This window comes from Pararhizobium qamdonense (assembly GCF_029277445.1).
GTDB lineage: Bacteria > Pseudomonadota > Alphaproteobacteria > Rhizobiales > Rhizobiaceae > Pararhizobium > Pararhizobium qamdonense.
The window spans coordinates 2,017,508-2,043,434 of sequence record NZ_CP119566.1 but is presented as its reverse complement, the minus strand read 5'-3'; the positions used below and the strand labels follow the sequence as shown (position 1 = coordinate 2,043,434).

Below are 25,927 nucleotides of genomic sequence, written 5' to 3'. Positions count from 1 at the left end.
GTCTCACTTTGCGAGCGCGAAGAAATCGTCAAATTCGGGCATGGGTGCTGCCGCCACGATCGCCTCCAGCAGGCGGCCGCAGGCAAATTCATGATGGAGATGCTCGATCTCCTTGGAAAGCGGCCGGTCCTTCAGGTAGATCGGGCTGACGGCCCGCACCCGCTCATAGGCAATCTGCGTAACGCCCTGCGGCGTATCGCCCAGAAGATCGACAGCCTGGGCCGACAGCATCGCCTCGATCGCCGCCATCTGCCGGAGATCGCGCACCTGCGTTTCCATGCGCTCGACGATCAGCGGCAGGAAGGTCGCCTCCTCCTCCAGCCCGCCGGCAACCACGATCGACTGCGCCGAAAGCGGCACCGCCAGCGACTGGACGCGCATGTAGAGTTCCACCACCAGCTTCATCAGCGGCCCAAGCCCGCTGGCAATCTCGCCCGGCGCGACCAGATTGACCGGCAGGTTTCGCCGCACACCATTGGAAAGCAGGATGCAACGGTTCAAGACATTGCGCGCCACATGCGAAAAGGCGATCTGCGCCGTCTCGATATAGAGCGTCGTGGTCAAGGGCAGCGAGGCGCCGGACGCATGTACCTGTCCGCCCAGCACCACCGGATTGTCATCCGACAGATAGGTCGCATCGACCAGCCGTTCGGCCGCCACCAGCAGCGTATCGACGGCGGCGCCGAAGACCTGCGCGGTCATGCGCAGGCTGAGCGGATCATGGATCGCCGTCGGCAGCGGCCAGTCGACGCAATCGGACTGGCCGTAAAGCCAGGACCCAACCAGCGCCTCGCCGCGCGTCCCCAAAGTCGCCGCCACCCGCCACGGATCGGCCGAGGCCCCGAGCGCCAGCGACGACATCAGCCCGGTGGTCATCAGCACGCGCACGGCCGAGGCTGCTTCGCGCAGCACGTCGGCAGCCGCCGCAAAGGCCGTTGCGTTGACGCTCAGCGCCGCCAGCGCGTCGCGCGGCAGCATGACGAAGGGTTGAAGCCCTGCACGTTGCAAAGCTTCGCCGGCGCTCAGCAGCTCGCCCTCGAAAAAGGCTTCGCCGGTGCCCGTCAAAACCGAGGCAACCTGCCCCATCAACCCGATATCGGCGCAGCCGATCGAGCCATGCCGGTGCACGGCGGGCACGACGCCGCGCTCCAAAAGCGCCAGGAACGCCTTGATAAGATCGACGCTGCAGCCGGTATGGCCGCCGAGCGCCGTGTTGATGCGGATGGCGATGGCCTTGCGCACGATGGACTTGGAAAACAGCGGGCCGGTGCCGAAATGATGGGCCTTGACCAGCGCCGTGTTGAATTCTGCGAGATCATCCACCGTCCACAGCCGGTCCTTCATCGAGCCGACGCCGGTATTGGCGCCGTAGACCGGCAGGCCCATGGCGATGCGATCGGCAATCACCTTATGCGCCACCTCCACCCGTTCGAACGACTGCTCGGCAACGGCGGGCACGAACAGTCCGGAGCCGATTCTCTCCAATGTGGAGAAATCCAGCGGATTGCCGTTGAGGACGATGGCTTTCACCGATGCATGCATGCTTTGACTCACCTTGTTGGCGCCATGCTATGCCCAATATCGAGCTTTGTGTTATATCCCAAAAATGAAACACAAGATGCCGGTAGCCGTACATTGCGGTCTCAGCCGTCATTTCCCCTGCAGGGATCAAAACCGCCCATGGACATTGCCACCCTTGCCCTTGTCCACGCGATCCTTGCAGAGCGCGGAATCCGGCGCGCCGCAAAGGCAAGCGGCAGGCCGCCCGCCAGCGTCAGCGCGGCACTGAAACGCTTCGAAGCCGCCATCGCCGTCCCGCTCGTGCGGCGCGAACGCGGCAATCTCGTGCCGACGCTGGAAGCGCAAAGCCGGATGGCCGACCTTGCGGCGGCGACCGAGGCGATCCAATCCCTCTTACAGCCCAGAACCCCATTGTGGCCCGAGGCCCATCGGCAGGCTCCCTCTTCTCCCCAGCGGGGAGAAGGTGGCCCGCAGGGCCGGATAAGGGGGACGGCAAACTCCGAACGCGCCGGAACACCCCCCTCATCGCCTCGCATTCGCCCGGCACTTCTTCCTGTCGTGGAGAAGACGGAGCCCATCGCCAACGCTCAGACTCCCTGTCCCTCGATCAGCCTCATCGCACTCGAACGCTTCATCGCTGTCGCCCGCAGCGGCAGCATTCGCGCCGCCGCCAAGGCATCGGCGACCGGCCAACCCCAACTGACGCGGCAGATGAACGACCTGGAACGCGACCTCGGATACACGCTGCTTGCCCGTTCGCCATCCGGCATCACCTGCACGGCGGAAGGACTGGCGGCGATCCCCACCGTCGAAAACCTGCTGGAGATCTGGCGCAGGCTGTCGCGCGCATCCGGCGACCGGTTCCGCCGCGCGGCCGCCACCTGGCGGTTCGGCTCGGTCATGCCGCTCGGGCCCGAAAGCGAGATCGCCCGCATGCTGGCGGCGCTGACCGCCAAGTGGCATCGCGCCCGCCCGCGCCAGCCGCTGTTCGTGTCCAGCACCACCGCCGACGAACTGATCGCCGGGCTGAAAAACCGCCGCTTCGACGTGGTGCTGCTCGATCTTGAAACCTTCCCGTCCGAGTTCGAAGGCAGCCTGATCTCACGCACGCCGCTGGCGCTAGCCGGTCATCCCGCGCTCTTTGCCAAACACGGCAACGACATCGCCGCATTGCTGCAATCGCATCCGATTGCCGTGCCCAGCCTGAAAAGCGGCCTGCGCCAGCAGGCAGCGCATTTCATCGAGGCGACGCTCACCGAACAGGAGCGCAACCGGCTGACATTGACGGAAGTCGATTCGATCCCGGTCATCCTCAATCTGGTGATGGACCACGGTTATCTTTCGGTCTTGCCGGAGAGCTCCGCCGCCCGCGTGCGAAATCCCCCTGCCATGCGCCGGCTGGGGGACAGCTATATGCAGAGCCTGTCGCTGGCATGGCAGAAGAACGCGCTTTCCCGGCAGGTGGCGGAAGCGATGCTCGGCATGATGCTTGCAGATGAGATATCCGGCAGCACCGATCCGCGCGATTGAATCACTTTGTGCACGGCGAACGCCAAATCCTTGACCGGACTCGCAAATCCACCACCCGTTGAATCAGCACATGAACTTGCGCCTCACCCTTTCAGCTTGACCCGCCTGCGCGTTTCGCTCGGGCTTTCGCGGTAATGGGCGCGATAGCTGCGCGAGAAGGCGGAAGACGAATTGAAGCCGGTGGCCGCAGCAATATCGGCAAAATCGGCCCGGGTCTCGATCACGTTGCGCCGGGCTGCATTCAGCCTGAGCGCCAGGTAATGGGCATGCGGCGCCACACCCATCGTCTCCTGAAACAGGTCCTGCAGATGGCGGGCGCTGACCCCCGCCCGGCGCGCAAGACGGCTGAGCGTGAGGGGCGCATCGACGGTCTCTTCCATCAGCTTCACCGCCGCCCCGACACGGGCATCGACGATCCGCATATTGCCGATGGCCGGCATCTGCAAAAGGTCGCCGCGCGTGCGCTCCTGCTCGTAGATGAACAGGCGCGACACTTCGAGCGCCAAAGAATAGCTGTGCTGGCGGCGGATCAGCTCCAGCATCAGGTCGAGTGTCGGCAAAGACCCGCCGGTGGTCATCCGCTTGCCATCGATGACGAAACGCTCGCGCACCATGTTGATCTGCGGATAGGCGGCGGCAAAATCCTCGAAATCCTCCCAGTGATTGGTGGCTGAAAAATTGTCGAGCAGACTGGTTTCCGCCAGAAACCAGCTGCCGGCCTCGATGCCCGCCATGACCTCGCGATGCCGGGCGGTTCGAGACAGGAGGATTTTCAGCTGCGTCGTCGCGTAAGCCCGCCAGTTATAGCTCGACAGCACAAACAGCGGCGCCGTCTCGTTTTGCGGCCGGAACGGCCCGGCAACCGGGATCGGGATGCCGCTTTTGGTCTCGATCGCCTGGCCGTCCGGGCTGAAGATCGCCCAGTCGTAGAGCGCTTTTCCGGCAATGCGGTTTGCGGCGCGAAGCGGCTCGATCACCGAGGCGACGAGGATCAGATTGGTCTCCGGCAACACCAGCAGATCGATATGCTGGGTCCCTTCGCTTGGCGCGAGCATTCGTTGATCTCCGGCCTATGGTTCCGAAAATGTATAATAAACATCCGCAAAAGGAAAGCAGAGCGGTCCTTCTTGGCTCGTAATGGCCACCAATAACAAGGGGAGGCTTTTATGCCACTGAGCATGAACCGCGACGTTTTCATCACCTGTGCAGTCACCGGCTCCGGCGATACCGCCGGCAAGTCGCCGCATGTGCCAAGATCGCCGAAACAGATCGCAGCCTCGGCCATCGATGCGGCCAAGGCCGGTGCCGCCATCGTGCATTGTCACGTGCGCGATCCCGAGACCGGCGCACCGAGCCGCCGCAACGACCTCTACAAGGAAGTGACCGACCTCATCCGCTCCGCCGATGTCGATGTGGTGCTCAACCTCACGGCCGGCATGGGCGGCGACATGATTTTCGGCAATGTGGAAAGCCCGCTGCCGCTCAATCCCAACGGCACCGACATGGCGGGCGCGACGGAGCGCGTTTCCCACATCGCCGAATGCCTGCCGGAAATCTGCACGCTCGATTGCGGCACGATGAACTTCTCGCTCGGCGACTACGTCATGACCAACACGCCCTCGATGCTGCGCGCCATGGCCAAGATGATGACCGATCTCGGCGTGCGCCCGGAAATCGAAGCCTTCGATACCGGCCATCTATGGTTTGCCAAGCAACTCGTTGAAGAAGGCCTGATCGAGGATCCGGTTTTGATCCAGCTCTGCATGGGCATTCCGTGGGGCGCGCCGGATGACCTCAACACCTTCATGGCGATGGTCAACAACGTGCCATCAAACTGGACCTTCTCGGCCTTCTCGATCGGCCGCAACGCCCTCGCCTATCCCGCCGCAGCCGTTCTCGCCGGCGGCAATGTCCGCGTCGGCCTGGAAGACAATCTCTACGTCGGCAAGGGCCAGCTCGCCACCAACGCCCAGCTCGTCGAAAAAGCCGTCGGCGTCATCGAAGGCATGGGCGCAAAGATCATCGGCCCGGCCGAAGTGCGTGAAAAGCTGAAGCTGACGAAGCGGTAGGAATTGCGTTTTGGGGGTGGGGTTTTACCCCTCACCAAGCGCGCCCAGGCACTCAGCTCCGCTTCGTGCGGGCTTGCTATCCTCTCCCGCAAGGGGAGAGGTAGGAACCGCGGCAACACCTTGCTTTACGGCGGACCGGGAGCTTGCGGCACGTTTCCTCTCCCCTTGCGGGAGAGGATAGTTCATCCCCGGGAGGCGCAGCCGATCGGCTGGATGAACTTGGTGAGGGGTATCACGCGCACCGCCCAATGACAGACCGAATTTTGAAAGAGGGTAGAACACCAATGACCAAAATCACCAAGGCAGCCTGTATCGGCGGCGGCGTTATCGGCGGGGCCTGGGCGGCGCGCTTTCTTCTGGCCGGCATCGACGTCAATATGTTCGATCCGCATCCGGAAGCCGAACGCATCGTCGGTGAAGTGCTCGCCAATGCCGAGCGCGCCTATGCCATGCTGACCATGGCGCCGCTGCCTGCAAAGGGAAAACTCACCTTCGTCAAAAGCGTTGAGGAAGCGGTTGAAGGTGCTGACTGGATTCAGGAAAGCGTGCCCGAGCGGGTCGATCTGAAGCGCAACGTCATCACCCAGATCGATGCCGCCGCCTCGCCAACAGCCCTGATCGGCTCGTCCACGTCGGGCATCATGCCGACGGACCTGCAGCGCGACATGAAGCATCCCGAGCGCATGTTCGTCGCCCATCCCTATAACCCGGTCTACCTGTTGCCGCTCGCCGAACTGGTCGGCGGCGAAAAGACCAGCAAGGCGACGCTGCAGGACGCAAAAGCCAAGCTTGCGCCGATCGGCATGAAGGGCGTCATCATCAACAAAGAGATCGAGGCGTTCGTCGGCGACCGTCTTCTCGAAGCCGTCTGGCGCGAAGGTCTGTGGCTGATCAAGGACGATATCTGCGATACCGAAACGCTCGACGACGTCATCCGTTATTCCTTCGGCATGCGCTGGGCGCAGATGGGCATGTTCGAAACGTACCGCATTGCCGGTGGCGAAGCCGGTATGCGCCATTTCCTCGCCCAGTTCGGCCCCTGCCTCTCCTGGCCCTGGACCAAGCTGATGGACGTTGTCGATCTCGACGACGAACTGGTCAACAAGATTGCCGGCCAGTCGGACGCGCAATCCGGCGCCCGCGGTATCCGCGATCTTGAGCGCATCCGCGACGAAAACCTCGTCGGCATCATGCATGCGCTGAAAAGCGGCGATGGCGGCAAGGGCTGGGGTGCAGGCAAACTGCTCGCCGATTTCGAAGACAGCCTCTGGGCCAACGCTGAAAAGCCGCAGACCGATCTGGGCGAGGCCAAGCCGATCCGCATCCTCGATACCAAGGTCAACGCCGCCTGGGTCGATTACAACGGCCACATGACCGAGCACCGCTACCTGCAGGTGTTCGGCGACACGTCCGACGGCATCCTGCGCCTGATCGGCGTCGATCTGGACTATGTCAAGAACGGCCACAGCTACTACACGGTCGAGACCCACATCCGCAATCTCGGCGAAGCCAAGCTGGGCGATGCCTTGTACTCGACCTGCCAGATCCTCTCCTATGACGAGAAGCGCCTGCACATCTTCTCGACCATCTACAACGCCGCCACCAACGAGGCAGTGGCGACAGCCGAACAGATGATGCTGCATGTCTCCTCCAAGGAGAGCAAGGCCGTGCCCGCCCCGGCTGCCGTGCTCGACCGGGTGAAGGCGATTGCGCAGGCGCATGCGGGACTGGCGAAGCCGGACGGTACCGGGCGCGCCGTGGGGCAGAAGCGGTAACCTTACTCTTCTCCCCAGCGGGGAGAAGTGCCGAACAAAGCGAGGCGATGAGGGGGTGGTGCCACAAACTCTCAGGGCGTGGCTCCCCCTCATCCGGCCCTCCGGGCCACCTTCTCCCCGCTGGGGAGAAGAGGCGGATACCCCAGAACAAGAATAAGAGGGAACACATCATGAATTTCGCACTGACCGAAGAACAGCAAATGATCGTCGATACCGTTCGCGGCTTCGTCGAGACCGAGATCTATCCGCATGAGAACGAGGTGGAGCGCACCGGCATCGTGCCGCAGGAACTCGGCCAGGAGATTGCGCAAAAGTGCAAGGATCTCGGCTTCTTCGCCTGCAACATGCCGGAGGAAGTGGGTGGCGCCGGGCTCGATCACCAGACCTTTACGCTGGTCGAGCGCGAGCTTGGCCGGGGCTCGATGGGCCTCACCGTGTTTTTCGGCCGTCCCTCCGGCATTCTCATGGCCTGCAACGATGAGCAGCGCGAGAAATACCTGATCCCGGCCGTCAAGGGCGAGAAATTCGATGCGCTTGCCATGACCGAGCCGGATGCCGGTTCCGACGTGCGCGGCATGAAATGTTTTGCCAAGCCCGATGGCGACGACTGGATCGTCAACGGCACCAAGCATTTCATTTCGCATGCCAATATCGCCGATTTCGTCATCGTCTTCATCGCTACCGGCGAGGAGGAAACGCCGCGCGGCCCGAAGAAGAAGATCACCTGCTTCCTCGTCGATCGCGGCACGCCGGGTTTTGAAATCCGCAACGGCTACGATTCGGTTTCCCATCGCGGCTACAAGAACTGCATCCTCTCGTTCGACGATTGCCGCCTGCCCTCGTCCGCCATTCTCGGCGAAGTGCACAAGGGTTTCGACATTGCCAATGACTGGCTCTACGCCACCCGCATCACCGTTGCCGCAACCTGCGTCGGCCGCGCCCGCCGGGTGTTCGACTATGCCCTGCCCTATGCCGCCGAGCGCAAACAGTTCGGCAAGCCGATCGGCGCCAACCAGGGCGTTTCCTTCAAGCTCGCCGACATGATCACCGAGATCGACGCCGCCGATTATCTGACGCTCGCAGCCGCCTGGCGGCTCGACCAGAAGCTTCCGGCCAACCGCGAGATTGCCTCCGCCAAGCTCTACGCCTCCGAAATGCTCGCCCGTGTCACCGACCAGGCAATCCAGATCTATGGCGGCATGGGATTGATGGACGACCTGCCGCTTGCCCGCTTCTGGCGCGATGCCCGCGTCGAGCGCATCTGGGACGGCACCTCGGAAATCCAGCGGCACATCATCAGCCGCGACCTCCTGCGGCCGCTGGGGGCATGAGGATGATCATATTTTCCATGTCTCCGTTTCAGACGACGCGGCAGCCTCCCTCTTCTCCCCAGCGGGGAGAAGGTGGCGCAACGCGCCGGATGAGGGGGGCGAAGCCATCGCCCTTTGCCGGGAATTATAACTCCCAGGCTCAATCCCCCGATTTCTGCGCTATGCGCTCCCCTCATCCGGCCCTCTCGGGCCACTTTCTCCCCGCTGGGGAGAAGAGGAACGGCATGTTCGGAGCAAGATCATGACCCGCAGCCTTGACCGCCTGATCCGGCCGCAATCCATCGCCGTTTTCGGCGGCAAGGAAGCGCGCCGGGTGATCGAACAATGCGACAAGATGGGCTTCACCGGCGATATCTGGCCGGTGCATCCCAAGCAGGACGACATCCTTGGCCGCCGCTGCTACCGCTCGGTGGCCGAACTGCCGCAAGCACCGGACGCATCCTTTGTCGGCGTCAACCGCCAGCTCACCGTCGAGATCATCCGCGGCCTGTCCGCCCGCGGTGCAGGCGGCGCCATCTGCTATGCCTCCGGGTTCCGCGAGGCCGTCAGCGAACTGGCCGATGGCAACGACCTGCAGGATGCGCTGGTTGCAGCCGCCGGTGACATGCCGATCGTCGGCCCCAATTGCTACGGCTTCATCAACGCGCTCGACGGCGCCCTGCTCTGGCCCGACCAGCATGGCATGCAGCGTGTCGAACGCGGCGTCGCCGTCCTCACCCAGTCCTCCAACATTGCCTGCAATATTTCCATGCAGATGCGTGGCCTGCCGCTTGCCTATATCATGACGGCGGGAAATCAGGCGCAGACGGGCTTGTCCGAACTGGCCATCGCCGCGCTCGAAGACCCGCGCGTCACCGCCGTCGGCCTGCATATCGAAGGCTTCGACAGTATCGAAGCGCTGCAACGCCTGGCAACGCGGGCACGCGAACTGAAAAAACCGGTTGTCACCCTCAAGGTCGGCAAATCCGAAGCCGCCCAGCTGGCGACCGTGTCGCATACGGCATCGCTGGCCGGCAACGACGCCGTGTCCGGTGCCCTCCTCGAGCGCCTCGGCATCGGCCGGGTCGATACGCTGCCGGAACTGTTGGAGACGCTGAAACTACTCCACCTGCATCCGCCGCTGAAAAACTATGACATCTCCTCGATGAGCTGCTCCGGCGGCGAGGCCTCGTTGATGGCGGATGCCGGAGTGAAGCGGAAGACGGTGTTCCGGGCGCTGAAGGACGAACAGCGCCAGCCCTTGCGCGAAAGCCTCGGCGACATGGTCACCATTGCCAATCCGCTTGATTACCACACCTTCGTCTGGGGCAATCTGGAAAAGCAGACGACGGCATTTACGGCAATGATGAAGGGCGATTATGCGCTCAACCTCATCGTTCTCGACTTCCCCCGCCAGGACCGGTGCGATGCCACCGACTGGAACAGCACCTGCGAGGCCGTCATCGCATCCGCCAACGCGACCGGCGCCGTTGCCGGCATCGTCGCAAGCCTCGGTGAAAACATGCCGGAGGAAACGGCGCTGTCGCTGATGTCAGCCGGTGTCGTTGCCTTTTCCGGCATCGACGAGGCGCTGGCGGCAGCCGAGATTTCGGCCGGCATCGGCGCCATCTGGGCAAAACCCATTCCGGCGCCTTTGTTGTCCGCACAGGTGAAAGACGGCGAAATCCTGACCATCACGGAGAACGAGGCGAAGGCCGAACTGGCGAAATTCGGCCTCGTGGTGCCCATGGGCAAGACAGCGCAAACTGCGCAGGAGGCCGCCGATGCAGCCGAGACGCTGGGATTTCCGGTGGTTCTCAAGGGCCTCGGCGTCGCTCACAAGACCGAGGCCGGTGCCGTCAGGCTCAATCTGGGCGACCGGCAGGCGGTTCTCGATGCGGCAGACGCCATGAAAGACGTCGCATCGGGCTATCTCGTCGAAAAAATGATTGCAAAACCCGTTGCGGAAATCATCGTCGGGGCGCTGCGCGATCCCGTGGCCGGCCTGGTGCTGACCATCGGCGCCGGTGGTATTCTGGTGGAATTGCTCGAAGATTCGGCGATTTTGACCCTTCCGACGACGCCCGAAGCCATTACCGGGGCGATTTCCGGCCTGAAAATCAAGAAACTGCTCGATGGCTATCGTGGCGGGCCGAAGGGCGACATTGACGCGTTGACGGCCTCTGTCGCTGCCGTCGCATCCTATGTCGCAGCAAACGCTACAATACTCGAAGAACTCGATATCAATCCTATCATGGTCTTGCCGCAAGGGTCTGGAACCGTTGCGGCCGATGCCCTGATCCGTCGGAGGAAATGACGCCTATGACCGGACCTATCCGAACGCGCCGCGAAGGCGGCATTCTCGAAGTCACCATCGACCGGCCGAAGGCCAACGCGATCGATCTGGTGACGAGCCGCATCATGGGCGAAATCTTTGCCGGTTTTCGCGACGACGACACGTTGCGCGTCGCCATCATCACCGGCGCGGGTGAAAAATTCTTCTGTCCGGGATGGGATCTGAAGGCGGCTGCCGGCGGCGACGCTGTCGATGGCGACTATGGCATTGGCGGCTTTGGCGGCCTGCAGGAACTGCGCGATCTCAACAAGCCGGTGATTGCAGCGATCAACGGCATCTGCTGCGGCGGCGGGCTGGAAATCGCGCTGTCCGCCGACATGATCCTGGCTGCCGAGCACGCGAGTTTTGCGCTGCCGGAAATCCGCTCGGGCACCGTTGCCGACGCTGCCTCGATCAAATTGCCCAAGCGTATCCCCTATCATATCGCCATGGACATGCTCTTTACCGGCCGCTGGCTGGATGCGGCGGAAGCCCATCGCTGGGGCTTCGTCAACGAGATCATCGCCGCTGACACATTGATGGAGCGCGCCTGGGAGCTCGCCCGTCTGCTCGAAAGCGGCCCGCCGCTGGTCTATGCTGCCATCAAGGAAGTGGTGCGCGCGGCCGAAGGCGAAGATTTCCAGACGACGATGAACAAGATCACCAAGCGCCAATTCAAGACGGTCGACATCCTCTATTCGAGCGACGACCAGCTGGAGGGCGCACGGGCCTTTTCGGAAAAGCGCGACCCGGTCTGGAAGGGAAAATAACGGCTGGGCACCGCGCAAAGGCAAAGGGAGAGCCGGAAGACAAGGTCGTTCGGCTCCCATCATAAGCCAGACTTATGAAAACTGAGCATTTTTTAGATGAATACAGACCCTCTCTCACGAGATACCATTAATTTTAACAGGGTTTTCGGCATCAGAAACACCCATTTTACGAAAGGCGCGATCGCGGCAAACCACGCCGCATAAGTGATGGCCTACCTGCCTTCAGGCATGCATTCTAGGAACACACGATCGGCAACGATTGAAAACAATAAAGAAAACGGCGCAAAGCCATTCAACAAAAAGGAACAGGGGAATGAGTGATTACAAGAACTACCTCGCCAATCAGGTCATGATGGGCAAGATGAACCGGCGTGAATTCATCGGCCGCACTGTGGCCGCCGGTGTCGCGCTCTCCAGCGCCAGCACCTTGTTTGCCTCAAGCGCTGCGGCGCAGGAGCCCAAGCGCGGCGGCCATCTCAAGCTTGGTCTCGAAGGCGCAGCCGCCACCGATTCGAAGGATCCGGCCAAGGCGCTCTCGCAGTTCATGTTCGTCGTCGGCCGCAACTGGGGCGACATGCTCGTCGAATCCGATCCGCTGACCGGCCAGCCCGTTGCAGCACTCGCCGAATCCTGGGAGCCGTCGGCAGATGCGTCCACCTGGACGTTCACGATCCGCAAGGGCGTGAAATTCCACGACGGCAAGGAACTGACCGTCGAGGATGTCATCAAGACCCTGCAGCGTCATACCGACGAGAAATCGGAATCGGGCGCTCTCGGCGTCATGAAATCGATCAAGGAAATCAAGGCTGACGGCGACAAGCTGGTGCTGGTGCTGACGGAAGGCAATGCCGACCTGCCGCTGCTCCTCACCGACTACCATCTCGTCATCCAGCCGAATGGCGGCCTCGACGATCCAAACGCAATGATCGGCACCGGCCCCTTCAAGGTCGCGAGCTTCGAGGCCGGCGTGCGCGCCACCTTCGAGCGCAACAAGGATGACTGGCGCCAGGACCGTGGCTACGTTGATTCCGTCGAGATGATTGCGATGAACGACGCGACAGCGCGTATCGCCGCCCTCTCCTCCGGCCAGGTGCATTACATCAACCGCGTCAGCCCGAAGACGGTCGATCTCCTGAAGCGGGCGCCGACCGTCGATATTCTCTCGACGTCGGGACGCGGTCACTACGTCTTCATCATGCATTGCAACACCGCACCGTTCGACAATAACGACCTGCGGCTCGCCTTGAAATATGCGATGGACCGCGAAGCGATGCTGGAAAAGGTGCTGGGCGGCTTCGGCAAGGTCGGCAACGACTTCCCGATCAACTCGACTTACGCCCTCTTCCCCGAAGGCATCGAGCAGCGCGCCTATGACCCTGACAAGGCCGCCTTCCATTACAAGAAGTCCGGCCATAGCGGTCAGGTTCTGCTGCGCACGTCGGATGTCGCCTTCCCGGGCGCCGTCGATGCGGCAGTGCTTTATCAGGAAAGCGCCAAGAAGGCCGGTATCGGCATCGAGGTGAAGCGTGAACCAGGCGACGGCTATTGGTCGAATGTCTGGAATGTCCAGCCGTTCTCGACCTCCTATTGGGGCGGCCGGCCGACCCAGGACCAGATGTACTCGACGGCTTACCTTTCAAGCGCCGACTGGAACGACACACGCTTCCTGCGTCCCGACTTCGACAAGGTTCTGCTCGAAGCCCGCTCCGAACTGGATGAGGCCAAGCGCAAGGAAATGTACCGCTCCATGGCCATGATGGTTCGCGACGAAGGCGGCCTGATCCTGCCGATGTTCAACGATTTCGTGAATGCCTCCTCCAAGAAGGTGAAGGGCTACGTCCACGATATCGGCAACGACATGTCGAACGGCTACGTTGCAACTCGCGTCTGGCTCGACGCCTGATGGCGGGCGGACCGGTCACGGGTCCGGCGCACACAACGGGACCTGCTGCGGGAGGCGAAGGCCTCTCGCAGCAGGCATCCGTTTCCGGAACCATGGTGACGCCCCCAACCGGGGCCGTCACCGGCACGTTCTGGCGCCGTTTCACCTTTCGCCGCCCTTTGGCGGCGCTCATCCTCCAACGGCTGGGTCTCAGCGTTGGTCTCCTTTTTGCCGTGTCGCTGATGATCTTCGGCGGCGTCGAAGCGCTGCCCGGTGACTTTGCCACGACCTATCTCGGTCAGTCGGCAACGCCGCAGGCCGTGGAAAACATCCGCAAGGATCTCGGCCTCGACCGTCCGGTGACGGAACGCTATGTCAGTTGGCTGGGCAACGCGTTGCAGGGCGATTTCGGGAAATCCTGGGCAAGCCGCAATTCCGTCAGCGAGCAGATCGGCAACCGGCTTGGCAACTCGCTGTTTCTCGCCTTCTTCGCCGCGATCATCTCGGTTCCGCTGGCGGTCGGGCTTGGCATGCTCGCCGTGCAATATCGAAACCGGCTGCCTGACAAGATCATCAACGTGATCTCGCTCGCGGCGATCTCGTTGCCCGAATTCTTTGTCGGCTATCTGCTGATCCTGTTCTTTGCGGTGCAGATGGGGGTCGCAACCTTCCCTGCCACCGTCTATGACGGCATGACCTTCGCCGAGCGGCTCTCGGCCATCGCGCTGCCGGTGGCAACGCTGGTGCTGGTCGTTCTCGCCCATATGATGCGCATGACCCGCGCCGCCATCCTCAACGTCATGGCATCCGCCTATGTCGAGACGGCGGAACTGAAGGGGCTCAGCGCCTTCCGCATCATTGCCAGGCACGCCGCTCCCAACGCCGTCGCTCCCGTCATCAATGTCATTGCACTCAACCTTGCCTATCTCGTGGTCGGTGTCGTCGTGGTGGAAGTGGTGTTCGTCTATCCGGGCATGGGCCAGTACATGGTCGATGCGGTCACGGTGCGCGACATGCCGGTGGTGCAGGCCTGCGGCCTGATCTTCGCCGCCTTCTACATTTTCCTCAACATGGCTGCGGATATTCTCGCCATCCTCGCCAATCCGAGATTGAGGCATCCACGATGAGATTGAGCTCCATTCCCCTCAGCGCCTGGGTCGGGCTGATCGGCATTGCCGTGGCCCTGTTCTGCGCCATTTTCGCGCCCTGGATCGCGCCGTTCGGCGAACGCGATGTCGTCGGCGATATCTGGCTTCCAATGGGCGGCGACTTCCTGCTCGGCACCGACAATCTCGGCCGGGACCTTTTGTCCCGCCTGATTTTTGGCGCGCGAACCACGATCTTTGTCGCCCTTGCGGCCACCGTCATCTCGTTTTCGCTCGGCATGCTCCTGTCGTTCACGGCAGCCGTCACCGGCGGCCTTGTCGACCAGATATTCTCGCGCTTCAACGACCTGATGATGGCAATCCCAACGCTGATCTTTGCGCTGGTCGTGCTCGCCGTGCTGCCGCAGCAGCTGTGGATCCTGATCCTCGTCATGGCCATCCTCGACAGTACCCGCGTCTTCCGCATCGGCCGGGCCGTGGCGCTGGATGTGGCGGTCATGGAATTCGTCGAGGCGGCGCGGCTTCGCGGCGAAGGCACGCGCTGGATCATCTTCCGGGAAATCCTGCCCAATACGCTCTCGCCGCTTCTGGCCGAATTCGGCCTGCGCTTTGCCTTTTCCATCCTGTTTCTCTCCACCCTCTCCTTCCTCGGCCTCGGCATCCAGCCGCCGGCCGCCGACTGGGGCGGCATGGTCAAGGACAACAAGGACGGCATCATCTTCGGCATCTCGGCAGCCCTTGTGCCGGGCGGCGCCATCGCCGGTCTTGCCATCTGCGTCAATCTTGTCGTCGATTGGCTGATGAAGCGTACCTCGAGCCTCAAGGGAGGGCGCGGCGATGCCTGAATCTTTGCCCAATAACGGTCTGCTGTCTGTCAAGAATCTCAAGATCGAAGCAACCAGCTATCCGCCGGGCGAGCCGCCCAAAACCGTGACCCTGGTCGAAAACGTCTCCTTCGATGTTGAGAAGGGCAAGGTGCTCGGCCTGATCGGCGAAAGCGGTGCAGGCAAGTCCACCATCGGCCTGTCTGCGCTCGCCTATGGCCGCGGCGGTGCCGCCATTACCGGCGGTCAGGTGCTGATCAACGGCAAGGACATCCTGACGCTTGGCCGCGACGGCGTGCGCACCATCCGCGGCTGCAAGGTCTGCTATGTCGCGCAATCGGCGGCAGCCGCCTTCAATCCGGCCCACAAGCTTGGCGAACAGGTGATCGAGGCGGCCCTGCGCCACAAGATCATGACCCGGCCGGAAGCGGAAAAGCGGGCGCTTTATCTGTTCCAGGTGCTCGGCCTGCCCAATCCCGAAACATTCGGCGACCGCTATCCGCATCAGGTCTCCGGTGGCCAGTTGCAACGCGCCATGACCGCCATGGCGCTCTGCCCCAACCCGGAACTGATCGTCTTCGACGAGCCGACCACGGCACTTGACGTCACCACCCAGATCGATGTGCTGGCCGCCATCAAGCACGCGATCGAGGAGACGCATACGGCGGCTCTTTACATCACCCATGACCTTGCCGTCGTCGCCCAGATTTCCGACGACATCATGGTGCTGCGCCACGGCAAGACCATCGAATACGGCACGACCAAGCAGATCATCGAGGCCCCCAACGAGGACTATACCCGCGCACTCGTCAGTGTCCGCCAGACCAAGCGCGAGGAGGCCCGTGACCAGACCAACACGCTTTTGAAGATCGAGCATATAAGCGCCGGTTACGCCAATGGCTTCAAGGTGCTGCACGACGTGTCCATGCATCTGCCCAAGGGCCAGACGCTGGCGATCGTCGGGGAAAGCGGCTCCGGCAAGTCGACGCTGGCGCGCGTCATCACCGGCCTCCTGCCGCCTTCAGAGGGCACAATCACCTTCGATGGCAAGGAGCTTCCAAAGGCGCTGAGAAGCCGCACCAAGGAAGAGCTGCGCCGGGTGCAGATGATCTACCAGATGGCCGACACCGCGATGAACCCGCGCCAGACGGTGCGCGACATCATCGGCCGTCCGATCTCCTTCTACTATGGCCTGCATGGGGCGAAGAAGACGGAGCGGGTGAAACAGCTGCTCGACCAGATCGAAATGGGCGACCGTTTCCTCGACCGCTATCCGGCCGAACTGTCGGGTGGCCAGAAGCAGCGCGTGGCGATCGCAAGGGCGCTGGCGGCAAAGCCGGAACTGATCCTGTGCGACGAGCCGACCTCCGCGCTCGACCCGCTGGTGGCTGAAGGCATCTTGAATCTGCTTCTGAGGCTTCAGGAGGAAACCGCTGTTTCCTATGTCTTTATCACCCATGACATCGCCATCGTCCGGGCGATTGCAGACTCCGTCGCCGTCATGCATCGCGGCAAGCTCGTGCGCTTCGGTCCGAAGTCGAAAGTGCTCTCGCCACCATTCGACGACTATACCGACCTGTTGTTGAAATCGGTTCCGGAGATGGAAATCGGCTGGTTGGAAAAAGTCCTGACCACCCGCCGGATGGCAAGCGCCGGCAACTGACGAAACGAAAACCGCCTTCCCTTCGCGCATCCGCGAAGGGAAGAAACGGCGATCAGCCGGTCATTTCGTGGTGCACCTGACATCGCCGAGCCGCTGCATCGGCTGGCCGTTCGCCGTTACCGTCATCTCGCCCTTGGCGGCGCAATCGGCTTTTTCAGACGATCCCGAACGAACGCGGACAAGCGGTTGCCCCTCGATCATAATACCTGGAACGACTTCGTAGAGATCAGCCGGGCAATTGACCACGTCCGACAACCTCAAAGCCGGCGCACCGCCGATGAAGACGCTGGACGCCCCCGATAGCGCGCAACCGGCCAGCGGCGAAGGTGGTGCATCTTCGGCAAGACCCGGCACAGCGGAAAAGCCAAGCAGCACCCATCCGGCAATAACGGCCCTCGACATCCTGATCTCCTCTCCACTTCGATCGCCCAAACTCTATGCTGAAACGCACGCCAATGCGAAGGCTTAGAAATTCTCCGGGACCGACAGGATGCTAAACGGCGGTGCTTCGAGATAGCCGCGCACGGTTGCCGGCAATTGCCGTGAATGTTCCGGCAGCACGCCGCAGCGGGACAAGACCTGCCGCTTGTCGGGATTGGTCCCCAGGTAGCGCCAGATGACACGCGAAGCATAAGGCAGGTTTTCCTTGCGCCACGAAACCCCCATCGTCACCCCGCGCAGATAGACCCGCTGGTGCACTTCGAACGGCACCAGGATGGTCTGCGACATCATCGGCTGCCGGCTGACGCTGCGCTCGGTGATGAAGATGCGGTTTCGCAGATAGGCCGCCAGCCCGATATATTTCGAATACTGCCGGATTTCATGGGCCGCGTCGCGGATGCGCTCGATCGATTTGACCTGAACCGAACCGTTGTCTTCCATCAGCCTTGCACAGGAACAGACGACCAGCCCAGGCCAGGAAGGCGAAAGATGGTAGGTCTGATAATAACCCAGATGCCTTCGAAGCGACGGCAGATCGCCAGGAAGCCCTTCCAGCAACAGTCCGCCATCGACCCTGCGCTGATCCGGGCGCGTCATGCGTGTCTGGAAGGCGGCCGCGGCCAGAAAGAAGTCCTGCGAACCGACGCCGAAGAAGGCGGCGATGCGGGAAAGATTGTGCGCCGATGGCCGCGCCTCGCCGGAAATATAGCGGTTGAACTGCTGGCGGTTGATGCCGATCTTCCGGCAGATCTGCGAAATCGATGGCCGCGTGGCGCAGGCAAAGCGCAGATTTTCGGTAAAGGCATCGATCTCGGGCAAGGGACAGCTCCATTAGCAAGTCACCCTAGCGTAAAGTCGCGTCAACCAGCGTCAAGTCGCGAAATTGTACAGTCCGCCATTCGCGCTACGCTTCCGGACGAAAACCAGCCTCAAAGGGAACAGCAAATGCGCGACGTCACCAAGAAGCCCGACAGCCTGATCGGCAGCAACGAGGTCAACCGCCGGACCTTCCTCGGCGGCACCGTGGCACTGGGCCTTGCGGCCGGTTTCTCCGGCACGCTGATCGCAGGCAAGGCGCGGGCTGAGGAGCCTAAACGCGGCGGCCACCTCAAGCTTGGCCTCAAGGGCGGCGCCACCACCGATTCTCTTGATCCGGCCACCTATAGCGGCTCCGTCCTGTTCACCATCGGCCATCTCTGGGGCGATACGCTGGTGGAGTCTGATCCGAAGACGGGTGCTGCACTTCCCTCCCTTGCCGAATCCTGGACGCCATCTCCCGATGCGTCGGTGTGGACGTTCAAGCTGCGCAGCGGCGTCACCTTCCATGATGGCAGCCCGCTGACCATGGCCGATGTCATCGCCACCCTGAAGCGCCATGCCGACGAAGGCTCGAAATCCGGTGCACTCGGCCTGATGCGCTCGATCAAGACGATCGAGGACAAGGGCGACGAACTCGTGCTGACGCTGACCGAGGGCAATGCCGACCTGCCGCTGATCTTGACCGACTACCACCTGATCATCCAGCCGGGCGGCGGCGTCAGCGATCCAACTTCCACGGTCGGCACCGGCCCCTACAAGCTGACCAGCTATGAAGCCGGCCTGCGCGCCACATTCGAAAAGAACGCTGCCGACTGGCGCTCCGATCGTGGTTTCGTCGATAGTGTCGAGATCATCGTGATGAACGACAACACCGCGCGCGTCGCGGCACTCGCCTCCGGCCAGGTGCATTTCATCAACAATATCGATCCGAAAACTGTGCCGATGCTGAAGCGCGCGCCCAAAGTCGAGATCCTCAAGACCGCAGGCAAGGGTTTCTACAGCTTCCTGATGCATTGCGACACCGCGCCCTTCGACAATAACGACCTGCGTCTGGCGCTGAAATACGCGATCGACCGCCAGGCCATTCTCGACCGCATCCTCGGCGGCTACGGCAAGATCGGCAACGACTATCCGGTCAACGAGAACTATGCGCTGGCCCCCGAGGGGATCGAACAGCGCGCTTACGATCCGGACAAGGCAGCCTTCCACTACAAGAAATCCGGCCATGACCGCCCGATCCCGCTGCGCACCTCCGACGCCGCCTTTGCCGGCGCCGTCGATGCCGCCGTGCTGTTTCAGGAAAGTGCCCGCAAAGCCGGTATCCAGATCGAGGTCCAGCGCGAGCCGGAAGACGGTTACTGGACGAATGTCTGGAACATCCAGCCGTTCTGCGCCTCCTACTGGGGCGGCCGTCCGACGCAGGATTCGCGCTACTCGACCTCCTACCTCTCGACGGCCGAATGGAACGATACCCGTTTCAAGCGCGAGGATTTCGACAAGCTTCTGCTGCAGGCACGCTCCGAGCTCGACGAAACCAAGCGCAAGGACCTTTACCACACCATGGCGCTGACGGTCCGGGACGAAGGCGGCCTGATCCTGCCGGTCTTCAACGATTATGTGAACGCCGCCTCCACATCGGTGAAGGGTTTCGTCCATGATATCGGCAACGACCTTTCGAACGGCTATGTGGCAAGCCGCGTCTGGTTCGACAATTAAAAAGCGGAATGACGAAAATGGATAGCATGTCGAAACGCAGCTTTACCCTGATCGAGAACGAGTGGATCACTCTGTCCGATGGCACCCGGCTTTCCGCCCGCATCTGGATGCCGGATGGCGCTGAGGCAAACCCGGTCCCCGCAGTTCTCGAATACCTGCCCTATCGCAAGCGCGGCGGCACCAATGCCCGCGACGAATCCACTTACCCGGTCTTTGCGGCCGCCGGAATTGCCGGCGTGCGTGTCGATATCCGTGGCTCCGGCGAAAGCGATGGCGTCATCGATGGCGAGTACACGCCGCGTGAACTGAGCGACGGTTGCGAGCTGATCGCCTGGATTGCCGCCCAGCCCTGGTCGAACGGCAATGTCGGCATGATGGGCATTTCCTGGGGCGGCTTCAACTGCCTGCAGGTCGCAGCCCTGAAGCCCCCGGCGCTGAAAGCGGTGATCTCGATTGCCTCCACCGTCGATCGCTACAATGACGACATCCACTACAAGAACGGCACGCATCTGTCCGCGCAGCTCTCCTGGGCTGCAACCATGCTTGCCTATCAGTCGCGCTCCCCCGACCCGGCGCTGGTCGGCGACAGATGGAAGGACATGTGGCTGGAGCGGCTGGAAAACGAGCCCTATTTCATGGAGGAATGGCTTGAGCACCAGCGCCGTGACGCCTTTTGGGAACATGGCTCGATCTGCGAGGATTTCGAAGGCTTTCCGGTTCCGGCCATGGTCATCGCCGGCTGGGCCGACGGGTACCGCAACACGCCGATGAAGGCATCCGAAGGTCTGGGCGGCAAGGTCAAGGCCTTGATCGGCCCCTGGGTGCACAAATATCCGCATTTCGCCTGGCCGAAACCGCGCGCCGATTTCCATGGCGAGGCGATTGCCTGGTGGAACCATTGGCTGCGCGGCGAAGAAACCGGCGCCGAGGCCCTGCCGCAGATGCGCGCCTTCATCCTCGACGGTCCGAAGCCAGCGTTGCGCCGCAATGCCGATCCCGGTTTCTGGGTGGCGAAGGATACGTGGTCGCAGCCGGACATGCAGACCTTCTATATCGACCAGTTCGGCAGCCTCAACGAGGGCATGCCGATCGCCGGCGCCCATGACCATAACGCCTATCTGAAATCGCCGCTCGACACGGGAACGGCGTCCGGCGAATGGTTTACGTTGAAGCCCGACGCCGAAATGGCCGGCGACCAGCGCATCGACGATGCCGGTTCGCTGACATTCGAAACCGCGCCGCTGACGCAGGCCCTCGATTATCTCGGCCAGCCGGTGCTGACGGTCGAACTCGCCTGCGATGCCGATTGGGCCAATCTTGCCGTCCGCCTTGTCGATATCCATCCGGATGGCAGCGCCACCCGCGTGACCTTCGGTGTTTTGAATCTTGCCCATCGCGACGGCAATGCCGAGCCGAAGCCGATGGAAAAGGGCAAGAAGACCACGGTCGAACTGGTGCTCGACGCCTGCGGTTACCGTTTCGGCGCCGGTCATCGCATCCGGCTGTCGCTCTCGACCGCCTACTGGCCGATGATCCTGCCCGCTCCGTCAGATCCGGGCCTGACGCTCGATCTTGCCTCGCTGGGGCTCGCCTTGCCCAAGCTTGGCGACCACAAGCGCATTACCATGCCGGAGCCTGCCAATCCCGATCCGCTGCCGAAATATATCGAGCACACGTCCGGCAGCACCAGCCGCCGGGTCGAGCGCGATATGACGACCGGCCAGACGCACTACCATATCTACGAGGATGGTGGCCTGACCGAACATCCCGATAGCGGTCTTGCCACGCAGGACATCCGCGACGAAACCTGGACGATCGCTGCGGACGATCCGCTGTCGATGACGGGCATCTCGACCTGGACCTGCATCGCCAAACGCGAAAACTGGTCGGTGAAGACCGTGTCGGTCTCGCGGATCGCCTGTACGGCAACCGAATGGCTGACCTCGGCGTCGGTGACAGCCTTCGAAGGGGAGACGCAGATCTTCGAAAAGACCTTCGAAGAAACGCGCGTGCCACGCGACTTCATGTGAGAACGGGGGCAGCCTCTGCCAGGGCTGCCAAGGCCCGTTCCGCATCGTCTGCAGGCACGAAAATGTGGTCGTGGTGATAGGCCGCGACCACATTGGCGCTGATGCCATGCCGCGTCAGCGCCACCGCAACCGCCGCCGTCAGCCCGACGGCCTCAAGCGCGGAATGGACCGTCAGCGTGATGCAGCGCATCACCGGGCCATAGCTGAGCCCGGCCTTGTCGGCTTCCGTCTTTTCGACAATCAGCGTCAGCCCTTCATCCTCGCGAAAGAAGCCAAGCGGCTTCAGCGAAAGCCACCCGGGCGCATCCGCCGGTACGCTGCAATAGACATATTCGCCCGCACGCAAATCCGGACGCATCTCGCGCAACAGCGTTTCCAGATCGGTAATACCGCTCATCCCCAACTCCCACCTCAATTCCATCGGATCACAAGCCCGTGTATCCCGCCGCAAAGCCTGTCACATTGGCGTTACGCACGCATTTGCGATTTGACCAGCCCGTGTCTGTTGGTCACAGTTTGCTCATAAAGCAAGGGCGCATATCGCTGCGATCGGCAGCGGATGTCTGTGACCAAAGCATCGATGGAGGATTACCATGCCGCAGCCTGAAAAAGACAGGATTTCGAACACGGCCAGACGGCCGTTCATTTTCGGGCTTGCCGGCGTGACGGCCATTGCCGCCGGCCTGTTTGCCATGTCCTCGACATTTAGCAATGCAGCCGAAGAAGCCGTGGTCATTCCGCCTCCGGCCATCGATGAGACAGCGGCCACCACTACCGAAAAAGCCGTGTTTGCGGGCGGCTGCTTCTGGGGCGTGCAAGGCGTGTTCCAGCATGTGAAGGGTGTCAAGAACGCCGTCTCCGGCTATTCCGGCGGCGCCAAGGATACCGCCATCTACGAAACCGTCAGCGGCGGCGATACGGGCCACGCCGAGGCCGTCGAAGTCACGTATAATCCGAAGATGGTCACCTATGGCCAGCTGCTACAGATCTATTTCTCGGTGGCGCATAACCCGACGCAGCTGAACTATCAGGGCCCCGACCACGGCACGCAATACCGCTCGGAAATCTTTGCGACCAACAGCGAGCAGAAGAAGATCGCTCAGAGCTATATCGCCCAGCTCGACAAGGCGAAGGTCTACGGCGAGCCCGTCGTGACCAAAGTGTCCGATATCAGCGCCTTCTACCCTGCCGAGGAATACCACCAGGATTTCCTGACGCTCAACCCGACCTATCCCTATATCGTCTACAACGACATGCCGAAGATCGAGAACCTCAAGGCGCTGTTCCCGACGGAGTTCAGCGCCAAGCCGGTCCTCGTCCTCAAGGCCAAGAGCTGATCAGAGCGTTCCGACAAGATCGCTGACAGCGCGGCACAACCGCACGAAACCGTCGCGCGCGCCCTCACTCATCTGACGGGCGCGCAACCATGCATGGATCATCTGCGGCTCGTCGCGATAGGTAACGTTAACACCGGCAGCGATCAGCCGCTGCGCATAGAGAGCGGCATCATCGCGCAGCGGATCAAAATGCGCCGATGTGATATAGGCAGGCGGCAGGCCGGAAAAATCGCCGGCCTTCAAGGGATGCGCAAACACGTTTTCCGCAGGCGCCTTCAGCACGTCCCGGTAATAGGCGACATCAGCCGTCGTCAGGCCCGGTGCCTCGGCCATCTCAATATAGGAGCCGGACACGAGATCGCCGCCCAGCCCCGGATAGATCAGCACTTGCCCGGCAATGCCCGTGATGTCCTCAGCCCTTGCTTTCAGCGCCATGCCCGCAGCCAGGTTACCCCCGGCACTGTCACCCGCAACGACCAGCGGCCTCCCATCGGCCAGAAGCCATTGCAGCACCTTAAAACAGTCGTCGAACGCCGCCGGCCAGACATGCTCCGGCGCCAGCCGGTAGTCGATCGACACCAGCTCGGCCTTTGCCGCATGCGCAATCTCGGCGCAGATCGCATCATGGCTTTCCAGCGATCCAACGACAAAACCGCCGCCATGAATGTAGAAAATCCGCGTTTGCGTGGCGATAGCGGCGGGCCGGTACCGGCGCACCGGAATACGCCCGCCAACCGCCTCGTCCTGCCGCGTCAGTTTATCCGGCGATGGCGCATCGAACTCGGCGCAGAGCGCATCATACCAGGCACGCTGCTGCTCGATCGGCGCATCGACCGCATCGGCGGGATAGAAGGCCTCGCAACGGTGGTGGAAGGCGAGGATACCGCGTTCGGTGGGAATTTGGTTGTTCGTGCCCATCACTATACAACCATAAAACAGTTTGTTATTTGGGAGCGAAATGACGCAAGCTGACCCACTAGGTTTCCTATGTATCCAGAGTTAAGAAAAATCAGATACATCGCAACCGTACTTCTGATCATCCTCCTTACGCCTCCTCTTTTCGTCATTGGAATAGCGACTATCGCGGCGACCCCCGTGGTTCTCGCAGGAACGATCAGAACATTCATTGTTCAGCCATTCGCCATACCTGGAAGCTCGATGTTTCCAACGCTTGAAAAAGGCGACCGTCTGCTCGCGAACAAATTCGCCTACGGATATAAAAGGTTTTCCTATCCGTTCGATACAGGGCCGGAGTTTCGGACCTTCGGCGTTCAGCCCAAAAGGGGAGACGTTGTCATTTTTCGTTACCCGCCAGATCCGGCGATCGACTATGTCAAACGCATCATCGGTGAACCAGGGGATCGCATCCGGCTATTGGCAGGACGCCTTTACATTAATGACGAAATCGTACCCCGGGAAAAACGCGGCATCAACCCGGCGTTAGGAGATAGCGGCCAAAATCTTATCGAGTATTTGGAAACGCTTCCGGGCGGAAAAACGCATCCGATCACGGAAGTGTCTGATGACGAAGCATCTGATAACACTGACGAGTTCTTGGTTCCGCCAAAACACTATTTTATGATGGGAGATAACAGGGACAATAGTGCGGACAGCCGATATGATGTGGGCTTCGTACCGGAAGAAAACATCTATGCGAAAGCATCGCTCGTTTTTACCAACGACGACGACCCAAATCGAAGTGGCTGGATAAATTGATATCGTCAGGCCCTTGCGTGACCCGTTGAGATTGCGTTTGACTGGCAGCCATGGCCTTCACCCTCCGTCAGCTCCAGTATTTCATCGCCGTCGCCGAGCAGGGGTCCGTCACCCGGGCGGCGCAGAACCTGTCGATTTCGCAATCGTCGATCACCGAAGCGGTCAAGGAGCTGGAAACCGATCTGGGCGTGGAACTGTTCGAGCGCCATCCGCGCGGGCTGCACATCACCCATAACGGCCATCAGTTCCTGCGCCACGCAACCAAAATCCTCGCCGGTGTCTCCGATGCCCGCCGCTCGTTTTCGCAGGAGCGGGAGGAGCGCACCGGCGGCAAGCTCAATCTCGGCGTTACCTCGCTGGTTGCGGGTTATGTTCTCTCCGATCTCCTCGCCCGCTACCGCCGCGCCTGCCCCGGCGTCGAGGTCAGCGCCATCGAGGACAACGGCTCCTATCTCGAACATCTTCTGGTCGGCGGCGAACTGGATGTCGCCGTCATGGTCATTTCCAATCTGCGCGACCGCATGGCGCTGCAGGCGGAGATCATCGAGACCTCGCCCTACCGGCTCTGGCTGCCGCTCGGCCACCCACTGGTGTCGGCCGATATCATCTCTGTGGCCGATATCGCCAAGGAACCGCTGATCATGCTGACAGTGGATGAAATCGAGGAAAATACCGGCAAGCTTCTGACGGCACTGGGCGCCCGTCCGCATGTCGCCTTCCGCACACGGTCGGTGGAAGCGGTGCGCAGCCTGGTCGCCACCGGTGCCGGCATCGCGCTTTTGCCCGATCTGGTCTACCGGCCCTGGTCGCTGGAAGGCGACCGCATTGAAAGCCGCGACGTCTCCGGCGCCCTGCCCGTCGTCCAGGTCGGCATGGTCTGGCGCAAGGGTTCCGGCCTGCCGCAATCGGCCAAGGATTTCATCGGGGTCGCAGAGGCCCTTCGCAGCGGCCGTTCGCGGTGACCATCGCATGATATCGGAAAAACCGATAGCGACATTCTGATTAATGAATTTGCGAAAGCGGCGAAATCGAGGCACCTTTCCTTCCGGGAACACAACCGAAAAATTCGGATACCAAACCGGG

General features: G+C 61.7%; 21 protein-coding genes. 15 read left to right on the top strand and 6 right to left on the bottom strand.

Annotated features, from left to right (window positions below; genetic code table 11):
* Window positions 1–3: 3 nt before the first annotated feature.
* Window positions 4–1,542, bottom strand: a complete 1,539-nt coding sequence (locus tag PYR65_RS09825; RefSeq protein WP_276120836.1) for an aromatic amino acid lyase — start codon at window positions 1,540–1,542, stop codon at window positions 4–6.
* A 138-nt stretch (window positions 1,543–1,680) separates the two neighbouring features.
* Here PYR65_RS09825 and PYR65_RS09820 point away from each other — a divergent pair, with 138 nt between their 5' ends.
* Window positions 1,681–3,051 carry a LysR family transcriptional regulator gene (locus tag PYR65_RS09820; protein ID WP_276120835.1) on the top strand — a complete coding sequence of 457 codons (1,371 nt, stop codon included), beginning with the start codon at window positions 1,681–1,683 and terminating at the stop codon, window positions 3,049–3,051.
* Between the two features lie 83 nt (window positions 3,052–3,134).
* Here the strand turns inward: PYR65_RS09820 and PYR65_RS09815 are convergent, their stop codons facing one another.
* Window positions 3,135–4,106: a GlxA family transcriptional regulator gene (locus PYR65_RS09815; protein ID WP_276120834.1), complete on the bottom strand. Its 972-nt coding sequence runs from the start codon at window positions 4,104–4,106 to the stop codon at window positions 3,135–3,137.
* A 111-nt stretch (window positions 4,107–4,217) separates the two neighbouring features.
* On the opposite strand from PYR65_RS09815, the gene PYR65_RS09810 reads away from it, so the two are divergent.
* The 9 genes from PYR65_RS09810 (at window position 4,218) to PYR65_RS09770 (ending at window position 16,785) form a co-directional block, all read left to right on the top strand.
* Window positions 4,218–5,120 (top strand): BKACE family enzyme, encoded by a 903-nt coding sequence (locus tag PYR65_RS09810; RefSeq protein ID WP_276120833.1) that lies wholly within the window; start codon window positions 4,218–4,220, stop codon window positions 5,118–5,120.
* Window positions 5,121–5,404: 284 nt separating this feature from the next.
* Window positions 5,405–6,895, top strand: coding sequence for a carnitine 3-dehydrogenase (locus tag PYR65_RS09805; protein ID WP_276120832.1), 1,491 nt, complete (start codon window positions 5,405–5,407; stop codon window positions 6,893–6,895).
* A 170-nt stretch (window positions 6,896–7,065) separates the two neighbouring features.
* A complete protein-coding gene (locus PYR65_RS09800) occupies window positions 7,066–8,226 on the top strand; it encodes an acyl-CoA dehydrogenase family protein (RefSeq protein ID WP_060638756.1) in 1,161 nt (386 codons plus the stop codon).
* A gap of 241 nt (window positions 8,227–8,467) precedes the next feature.
* Window positions 8,468–10,522 (top strand): acetate--CoA ligase family protein, encoded by a 2,055-nt coding sequence (locus tag PYR65_RS09795; protein ID WP_276120831.1) that lies wholly within the window; start codon window positions 8,468–8,470, stop codon window positions 10,520–10,522.
* 5 nt (window positions 10,523–10,527) lie between these two features.
* A complete protein-coding gene (locus tag PYR65_RS09790) occupies window positions 10,528–11,310 on the top strand; it encodes a carnitinyl-CoA dehydratase (protein WP_060638754.1) in 783 nt (260 codons plus the stop codon).
* 313 nt (window positions 11,311–11,623) lie between these two features.
* On the top strand, window positions 11,624–13,213 hold the full coding sequence (locus PYR65_RS09785) for an ABC transporter substrate-binding protein (RefSeq protein ID WP_060638753.1): 1,590 nt from the start codon (window positions 11,624–11,626) through the stop codon (window positions 13,211–13,213).
* 92 nt (window positions 13,214–13,305) lie between these two features.
* Entirely contained in the window at window positions 13,306–14,319 is a 1,014-nt protein-coding gene (locus tag PYR65_RS09780) for an ABC transporter permease (RefSeq protein WP_276121025.1), read from the top strand.
* Window positions 14,316–15,143, top strand: coding sequence for an ABC transporter permease (locus PYR65_RS09775; protein ID WP_060638751.1), 828 nt, complete (start codon window positions 14,316–14,318; stop codon window positions 15,141–15,143). The genes PYR65_RS09780 and PYR65_RS09775 overlap by 4 nt, the downstream gene beginning before the upstream one ends.
* Complete coding sequence (locus PYR65_RS09770) at window positions 15,136–16,785, top strand: ABC transporter ATP-binding protein (protein ID WP_276120830.1); 1,650 nt, start codon at window positions 15,136–15,138, stop codon at window positions 16,783–16,785. Before PYR65_RS09775 ends, PYR65_RS09770 begins: the two co-directional genes overlap by 8 nt.
* Window positions 16,786–16,845: 60 nt before the next feature.
* Here PYR65_RS09770 and PYR65_RS09765 read toward each other — a convergent pair whose 3' ends face one another.
* Window positions 16,846–17,187, bottom strand: coding sequence for a PAAR domain-containing protein (locus PYR65_RS09765; protein WP_276120829.1), 342 nt, complete (start codon window positions 17,185–17,187; stop codon window positions 16,846–16,848).
* A 63-nt stretch (window positions 17,188–17,250) separates the two neighbouring features.
* Window positions 17,251–18,036 (bottom strand): helix-turn-helix domain-containing protein, encoded by a 786-nt coding sequence (locus PYR65_RS09760; protein WP_407951321.1) that lies wholly within the window; start codon window positions 18,034–18,036, stop codon window positions 17,251–17,253.
* Between the two features lie 135 nt (window positions 18,037–18,171).
* Between PYR65_RS09760 and PYR65_RS09755 the strand changes: the two genes are divergently transcribed.
* Both PYR65_RS09755 and PYR65_RS09750 read left to right on the top strand, forming a co-directional pair.
* Window positions 18,172–19,761, top strand: coding sequence for an ABC transporter substrate-binding protein (locus PYR65_RS09755; RefSeq protein ID WP_276120827.1), 1,590 nt, complete (start codon window positions 18,172–18,174; stop codon window positions 19,759–19,761).
* Window positions 19,762–19,787: 26 nt separating this feature from the next.
* Entirely contained in the window at window positions 19,788–21,791 is a 2,004-nt protein-coding gene (locus PYR65_RS09750; protein ID WP_276121024.1) for a CocE/NonD family hydrolase, read from the top strand.
* Here the strand turns inward: PYR65_RS09750 and PYR65_RS09745 are convergent.
* A complete protein-coding gene (locus tag PYR65_RS09745; RefSeq protein ID WP_276120826.1) occupies window positions 21,784–22,188 on the bottom strand; it encodes an ACT domain-containing protein in 405 nt (134 codons plus the stop codon). The genes PYR65_RS09750 and PYR65_RS09745 overlap by 8 nt on opposite strands.
* A gap of 295 nt (window positions 22,189–22,483) precedes the next feature.
* On the opposite strand from PYR65_RS09745, the gene msrA reads away from it, so the two are divergent.
* Entirely contained in the window at window positions 22,484–23,128 is a 645-nt protein-coding gene (gene msrA, locus PYR65_RS09740; protein ID WP_276121023.1) for a peptide-methionine (S)-S-oxide reductase MsrA, read from the top strand.
* On the opposite strand, the gene PYR65_RS09735 is transcribed toward msrA, so the two are convergent.
* Window positions 23,129–24,046: an alpha/beta hydrolase gene (locus PYR65_RS09735; protein WP_276120825.1), complete on the bottom strand. Its 918-nt coding sequence runs from the start codon at window positions 24,044–24,046 to the stop codon at window positions 23,129–23,131.
* A gap of 69 nt (window positions 24,047–24,115) precedes the next feature.
* On the opposite strand from PYR65_RS09735, the gene lepB reads away from it, so the two are divergent.
* Together lepB and PYR65_RS09725 are read left to right on the top strand one after the other, a co-directional pair.
* Window positions 24,116–24,844, top strand: coding sequence for a signal peptidase I (lepB, locus tag PYR65_RS09730; protein ID WP_276120824.1), 729 nt, complete (start codon window positions 24,116–24,118; stop codon window positions 24,842–24,844).
* 50 nt (window positions 24,845–24,894) lie between these two features.
* Window positions 24,895–25,806: a LysR family transcriptional regulator gene (locus PYR65_RS09725; protein WP_060638743.1), complete on the top strand. Its 912-nt coding sequence runs from the start codon at window positions 24,895–24,897 to the stop codon at window positions 25,804–25,806.
* Window positions 25,807–25,927: the final 121 nt, after the last annotated feature.

Coding starts and splice junctions, on each gene's coding strand:
- PYR65_RS09750 (WP_276121024.1), top strand. CDS start 19,788: ATGTCGAAACGCAGCTTTACCCTGATCGAGAACGAGTGGATCACTCTG.
- PYR65_RS09735 (WP_276120825.1), bottom strand. CDS start 24,046: ATGGGCACGAACAACCAAATTCCCACCGAACGCGGTATCCTCGCCTTC.
- PYR65_RS09825 (WP_276120836.1), bottom strand. CDS start 1,542: ATGCATGCATCGGTGAAAGCCATCGTCCTCAACGGCAATCCGCTGGAT.
- lepB (WP_276120824.1), top strand. CDS start 24,116: ATGTATCCAGAGTTAAGAAAAATCAGATACATCGCAACCGTACTTCTG.
- PYR65_RS09765 (WP_276120829.1), bottom strand. CDS start 17,187: ATGTCGAGGGCCGTTATTGCCGGATGGGTGCTGCTTGGCTTTTCCGCT.
- PYR65_RS09805 (WP_276120832.1), top strand. CDS start 5,405: ATGACCAAAATCACCAAGGCAGCCTGTATCGGCGGCGGCGTTATCGGC.
- PYR65_RS09785 (WP_060638753.1), top strand. CDS start 11,624: ATGAGTGATTACAAGAACTACCTCGCCAATCAGGTCATGATGGGCAAG.
- msrA (WP_276121023.1), top strand. CDS start 22,484: ATGTCCTCGACATTTAGCAATGCAGCCGAAGAAGCCGTGGTCATTCCG.
- PYR65_RS09790 (WP_060638754.1), top strand. CDS start 10,528: ATGACCGGACCTATCCGAACGCGCCGCGAAGGCGGCATTCTCGAAGTC.
- PYR65_RS09810 (WP_276120833.1), top strand. CDS start 4,218: ATGCCACTGAGCATGAACCGCGACGTTTTCATCACCTGTGCAGTCACC.
- PYR65_RS09770 (WP_276120830.1), top strand. CDS start 15,136: ATGCCTGAATCTTTGCCCAATAACGGTCTGCTGTCTGTCAAGAATCTC.
- PYR65_RS09755 (WP_276120827.1), top strand. CDS start 18,172: ATGCGCGACGTCACCAAGAAGCCCGACAGCCTGATCGGCAGCAACGAG.
- PYR65_RS09725 (WP_060638743.1), top strand. CDS start 24,895: ATGGCCTTCACCCTCCGTCAGCTCCAGTATTTCATCGCCGTCGCCGAG.
- PYR65_RS09820 (WP_276120835.1), top strand. CDS start 1,681: ATGGACATTGCCACCCTTGCCCTTGTCCACGCGATCCTTGCAGAGCGC.
- PYR65_RS09795 (WP_276120831.1), top strand. CDS start 8,468: ATGACCCGCAGCCTTGACCGCCTGATCCGGCCGCAATCCATCGCCGTT.
- PYR65_RS09775 (WP_060638751.1), top strand. CDS start 14,316: ATGAGATTGAGCTCCATTCCCCTCAGCGCCTGGGTCGGGCTGATCGGC.
- PYR65_RS09745 (WP_276120826.1), bottom strand. CDS start 22,188: ATGAGCGGTATTACCGATCTGGAAACGCTGTTGCGCGAGATGCGTCCG.
- PYR65_RS09800 (WP_060638756.1), top strand. CDS start 7,066: ATGAATTTCGCACTGACCGAAGAACAGCAAATGATCGTCGATACCGTT.
- PYR65_RS09780 (WP_276121025.1), top strand. CDS start 13,306: ATGGTGACGCCCCCAACCGGGGCCGTCACCGGCACGTTCTGGCGCCGT.
- PYR65_RS09815 (WP_276120834.1), bottom strand. CDS start 4,106: ATGCTCGCGCCAAGCGAAGGGACCCAGCATATCGATCTGCTGGTGTTG.